We start from the raw sequence: 6,034 nt of genomic DNA, 5'->3' as shown, positions 1-6,034 counted from the left end.
GCACAGGCTGTGCAAGCCCTGGATGGACATCACTTCGCCTGCCGCGTTGAGCTCGTTCACCTGCAGCCATCGAAGCAGGGCCACCATGAGTATCTGGGCTTCGCAGCCGGTGACGTAGCCGGCAATCGGTGCGACCACCGAGCCAGCGGTGTACGCACTCATCGGGTTCTCGCCGTTGACGGTGACCGCACCCGTGGGCGTCGTGCCGATGCGGAAATACACGCCGCCTGGACCCCGGAACAGGCGCCACTCGCCCGCTGCGGGCGGCGTGGATTCGAGATCGGCCAGCGAGGCGTAGTCCGCGCCCGGCGTGAACGGCCAGCCGGCATCCATGACGTCGAACGTCGCGCCTGGTTGCAGCTCGCCGATCTGCCCGTCGATCTGGAAGATCTTCTTCGCCGTGTTCACCTCGGGCGGCTCGAAGTTAAACCGCTTGCCCATGAACATGGGCTTGGTCTTCCCCTTCAGGTCTTCCGCCTCGCCCTCCAGGCCGTTGCCGCCTGCGTTCGTCCCTGCGTAGCGGTTCACCAGCAGCGGCCGATCCAGCAGGTACTGGAAGCCCCGCCCACGCAGCGTGATCGATTCGTCGCCCGGCGGCAGATAGCCGGCCGCGGTTCCGTGCCAGATGCAGTCGAAGTCGGCCAGGTCGCCCGGGTTGATGCGGAAGATCCGCACGATCCGGCCGGCGCAGCGCGCGGCGCGCAGCTTGTCCAGTCCGCCGCCTTCGTTGTCGAGGACGATGGTGCAGGTGTCGATCGACAGCTCGCCTCGCGTGCAGCCCGGCGCGTGCATGTTCGACTCGATCGTGATGCTGCTGACTCGCCCGGGCACATACATGTGCTCGTACGTCGTCGCACCCGTGATGCTCTCGTAGCGCGGCGTTCCCCACGCGGCGTCCACGGTGGGGCCGAAGCGGAACGAGCGGGTCGCGTAGCGGAACGTCCGCATGTCGCCCAGGTAGCGCGCGGTCCACTCCACCATGTAGATCCAGTCCGTGGTGACGCTCATACACGCACCACGTTGCGCGGCTGGGCGCGCTCTCGTTGCTGGCCGAGGCGCTCCACGCCCGTGGCCACGCGCTCCTGCACGTCCAGCGTGCGGCTCGCGGCCTGCGCCGTGATGGTGGCCACCTGCTGCATCGCGGCTTCGAGCATCCGGCTCATGCGTCGGAGTTCCTCGCGGATCGCAGTGTCGTCGCCGTTCAGGAGCTCGCTCGTCTGCTCGGCGCTGTAGTAGCGCGCCGGCCCGGTCACCTCGAGCTCCCGGCCGCGCTCGCCCACCATGCGCAGACCGCCGGTATGCAGGCCACCGTTCGCGAAGGCAGGAAAGCCGGTCGCGGTGAGCCAGGCGGACGTCTGCTCGCTCGTGTAACCCCGCGACGCGGCGAACTCGTAGATGCCCTGGCCAGACGCGAGCGCGGCCTGGTAGGCGTCGACGTCGGCTTGCGAGACGCCCGGCGGGCCTCCGGTCGCCGGGGCAGGCGCGGGCCCCGTGGTGGGCGAAGATGGTGCCGGCGCGCCGGCAGGAGCGGCCCCAGGACGCCCGTTCACCGCGGAGACGATCGCGGCGCCCCAGCCGGCCACGTAGTCGGCGGTGATGCCCGTGTTGCGGATGATGGCGGTGTACGCCTCGGCGATCGTCTTCGCGTCGTATGCGAGCAGGCTATTCGCCGAAAACCGCTCCACCATCGTCGTGAGCTTGTCGTTCGTGGCGTCGGACTTGCCGCCCAGCAGCTCGAGCTTCGAGATGGTGCCGTCGCCGTTCAGGTCGAGCAGCGTCCAGATTCGCTGCAGCTCGGCGTCCGTCGCCTTGCCCACCGCGCCCGCCATGTATTCGTCGTTCGTCAGCAGGCCGTCGAGGTTCGCGTCGAAGCGGTCGAAGTTCTCGGCGAGGTACTTGCCCATCGCACCGGGCAGCTTCTCGATGCCGACCTTGATCTCGCCCAGCAGCGCAATGTTCTGCTGCTCGTACGACTGCACGGCAGGCAGGCCGGAGAGCTTTCCGATCCACGCGTCGATCACAGCCTGCGTCTCCGGGCCGCTCGCGGTCATTCCCTTCTGCGCCTCGATCGCAGCCGCCACCGACCCCTGCAGCCGCCGGTGGGCGTCCACGTCCCCACCCATCGCGAGCGCGTAGTCGGCCTCGGCGTTGGCCGACGTGAGGGACTGTCGCAGCCAGGGCGCGGCCGTGCCGGCGCGGTCGGCGCGCAGCTCGCGCAGGTAGCCCGAGAGGCCGGCGCCGATCTCCTTCAGCTCCTCCTTCAGGCGCTCCAGCTCCTCCGCCGCCTTGCGCGCGGGCTCGCCCATGCGCTCGAGCAGCATGAGGAAGTCGCTCGCGACGTCGAGCATGGCCTCCATGCCGTCCAGGTTGCCCGACTCCTGCAGCGCCTTCAGGGCCGAGAGGAAGCCGGACTTGTCGCCGGCCATGATCATTTCCGAGGTTGCCGGTACACCGGCCGCCTTGAGGCGCTCGGCGATCTGCGCGGCGATCACCGCGTTGAGGTCCTTGTCGTCGGCGAACTCGCGCGAAAGACCTCGGGCACGGTCGGCCATCGAAGTGAGTCGCTCGGTGCGCTTCGTCTCGTCCTCGAGCGCGTGGATGCGCTGCAGCAGGGCACGGTTGTTCTCTTCCACGGCGTCGAGCTCGCGCTGGCGTGTGCGCGCCGCCTTTTCCACTTCGGTGGCCGTGGCCTGGTACAGCCGCTCTTCGAGCTCCTTGCGCTGTGCCAGGTAGGTGCTGACCTTCGCGAGCGCCTGGTCGAGCGCGCCGCCCGACAGCGCGTCGACGTCGCCGAGCTCGCGCAGGTACTCACCCACGTACCCGGGAATGTCCGCTTTCTGCAGCGCCTGCAGCGTGGCCTGCTTCAGCTCCTCGGAGAACTCCGCGAGCGCCTGCTCCTTCGACTTGCTCCCGCGCCGATTGAGATAGCCGTCCTGGTACTGCCCGAACGCCTCTCCGCCGGTCAGGAAGCCACCGGCGTAGGCAAAGCCCTTTTCGTGCTCGGACTGCTCGAGGCCGGTGAGTAGCTGCCGCACGCGCGACGAGCTGCCGGCCGCGCCGAGCAGCTCGTTGATGCTGTTGATGGTGGCCGCGACCGCCTGCGACGCGCCGTCGATCTGGCCGCCGCTCGGCGCGCCGAGCAGCTGCCCGTTGCTGTACTGCCCGCCCACGCGGGTCTCGCCGCCGTTCGCGATCATCGACGCCACGGCCGCCGCGGCCAGCGCGGCCCAGCCCCAACCCGGAATCGCCGCCATTGCCGCGCCGATGCCGCCCCCGGTGCCTAGCGTGGCCGCTGCCGCACCCTCGATGACCGTCGCGCCCATCGCGTCGGTGGCCAACCCTGCGCCCACGGTGCTTGCGAACGAACCGCCCGTGCCCGCGAAGCCCGCGCCGATGTTCCCCAGGAGCGTGCCGTTCACGATCTCGCCGACTGCACCCTTGCCCGTGTTCCACAGGCTCGACGCGTTGCCGAGCGTGCCGAGAAGGTTGCCGCCTCCAATGGCAGCGGAGCTGCCGCTGACGTAGTTCGCGATCCCGCCTGAGACCGGCGACAGCGCCGCCATGATCTGGGGCCGCAGCACGAGCTGCTCGAACGCGCTCGCCAACTGGCGCTTCGCATCGCCGCCGCGGCGCGTGATGAACAGGTACAGCGACTCCGCAGCTTGGCGGTTCGCATCGCTCCACTTGGCGACGTACTCGCGGGTGCTCAGGTTCGCCGCGGCGCGGGCGGCGGCATCTTCCACGCGACGGATTTCTTCGTCGACCTCGGCGGCGGTAAGGTTCCCGCCGGCTGCGCGTTTGGCGATCTCCTGCTTTTCCTTCAGCAGCGCGATCTCGATGCGGCGCAGCTCGATGAGCCGCACCTGTTCCACGGCCGACTTGCCCATCAGCGAGACCTGGAACTCCACTTCCTTGTTTTCGAGTTCCAACGCATAGACGTATTCGTCGACGGCGTTGCGCGAAGCCGTGGAGCGATCGCGGCTCGCCTTCTCTTCCTTGGCCTGGTCTTCCTCGTTCTGCTGGTGGAACTCGGCGATCGCGGCGCGCTCTTTCGCACGCTTCTGCGACCGCAGCGTCTCGATGTCGTCGAGGTGCTTCTTCTCGCGTCCGCGGATGCGCTCCTGCTGGATGGCGATCTCGCCCTCGAGCGCGGCCGACTCCAGCGCGCTCGAGTTCGGCTTCGTACGGACGACACGCAGTTCGCCCTGCAGCGTGCTGAGGTGCTGCTTCAGCTGGGCCACCTCGAGAGCAGCGGCCTGGTCGATCTGTTCGAAGTCGCTGATCAGCCCTTGCTTGAGGGCGGCGGACACCTTCTCGACGCCTTGGCGCGTAAACTCCGCCTGCAGCTCGTTGAACTTCTGCAGCCGCGCGATTCGCGCCTGCAGGCCGTCCGCCTCGCGCGGGTCGACCATGCGGCGACGAACCTCGGAGACCTCTTCCGCGATCTGCTTCTCGGACTTGCCAAGCACGACCCCGTCGCGCCGAATCTGATCGATTTTCCGCTCGCGCGCCTCGCGGACCTCCAGGTTCTCGGTCTCGACCTGACCCCATCTCGCCGCGGCTTCCCTTTGCTTGGCACGCTCGCTCGCGAGGAATGCTCCCTTTGCTTGGGCGCTGACCTCCGCTTCGGCGAGTGGCACGAGCGCCTTCGCGGCTGCGAGCTGCCGGTCCAGATCTCCGGTTGCGAGACCCTTCGACTGCCGCTGTTGAATTTGCGCCTCGAGTTGCCGGACGATGCGGTTCGCCTGGTCTACCTGCCCCTGCGAAGAGAGGGGCCGCCCGACGTCCAAGGCCGCATCGGCAGCACCCGCCACCGCGCTCTTGATTCGCAACCAGAGACGTTCCAGCGTCCCGAGATGCTTCTCCATCTCCGGCATGCGCTCGGCCAAGCTGTTCGCGAACGTCTCTTGCGCGAGCTTCGCTGCTTCAGTCGTCCGCCCTGCGTCCTGCAAGGCCTTGATCTGCGCGTACGTCGCGGCGGTGAGATAGTTGTAGGTCTGAGCAAGCTGCTGACTCGCCTCCACCGGAGACTTCGCGAGTGCCGCAAATTCCTGGACCGTCTCCTGCACCGGCTTGCCGACGAGGCGATTCATCTGCTGCGCTACAGCGCCGAATCGCTGCAGGTTTTCTGCTGCGACTCGCCCCTGCTGTGCAAGGGCCGTGAGCGTTTCCAGCGCCGCACCCTTCGTCCCGCCAATTCGCGCGAGCTCGTCGGCCATCTCCCGATATCGGCTGACAGTGATTCCGGCCGCATTTCCCGAAAGGATCACACCGCGCTCGAGGCGTGCCACTTCCTCCGCGCCCTGGTATGCGGCAATCGCGAGCGCACCGACCGCGCCGGCCGCCAGCGTGGCGGGCGTGATCATCGCGCCGAGGTAGCCGCTGACGGCGCGCGCCGCCGGGCCCACACCTCCGAACACGTCCTTGAGCTGCCCGCCTTGCTGGATGAGGATCTGCAGCGGGTTCGCGCCGCCCGCGAGCTGCGTTACCACGTCGGTGATCTGCGGCGCGACCTGGCGCATCTGCTGCGCGGTCGCCTGTGCCTGGTCGCCCACGCCCTTGAGCTTGGCCCGCGTCTCGTCGATACCGCTCGTGCCGCGCGCGGGCGCAAGCGCCGGGATCGGCGGCATCTTGCCGATCGACGAGGCCAGCGCGTTGACATCTTGGACGGCGCGCTTCGCGGCGGCGCCAACCGCGTCGACGCCGCTCGCGCTTTCCTTCGAAGCCATCTGCCGCAGCTGCTGCCCTGCCGCCTGAGCTGCCGTGCCCATCTGAGCGACCGGCGCGCCGGCCTCCTTGGCGGCCTGCGCGAGCTTGTTCACGCCGGCCGCGGCATCCCCCGCCGTCGCTGCCCCGATGTCCTTGGCGGCCTTCTTGACCTTCGTCGCGACGGCCTCCGCCTTCGTTGCGGTCTCGTCGAACTGCCGGCCGAGATCCTGCGTCGCCTTGGCGTTCGCGGTCATGTCCACGGCAAACGCTTTGCCGTCGGACGTGATCTTGAACGCTATGAGTCGCTCGGTCATGGGGTGCTCGG

General features: G+C 68.5%; 2 protein-coding genes. Both read right to left on the bottom strand.

Going from position 1 to position 6,034, the window contains the following annotated elements; genetic code table 11:
- A partial coding sequence (locus AB7E83_RS27930; RefSeq protein ID WP_428574775.1) for a hypothetical protein occupies positions 1-1,008 on the bottom strand: 1,008 nt, incomplete at its 3' end.
- Positions 1,005-6,023, bottom strand: a complete 5,019-nt coding sequence (locus tag AB7E83_RS27925) for a phage tail length tape measure family protein (RefSeq protein ID WP_428574773.1) — start codon at positions 6,021-6,023, stop codon at positions 1,005-1,007. The genes AB7E83_RS27925 and AB7E83_RS27930, both read right to left, overlap by 4 nt.
- Between the last annotated feature and the right edge of the window lie 11 nt (positions 6,024-6,034).

The organism is Ramlibacter sp. (assembly GCF_050250995.1).
Classification (GTDB): domain Bacteria; phylum Pseudomonadota; class Gammaproteobacteria; order Burkholderiales; family Burkholderiaceae_C; genus Ramlibacter.
The sequence above is the reverse complement of the archived record's forward strand: the minus strand, read 5'-3'. Positions and strand labels throughout refer to the sequence as shown.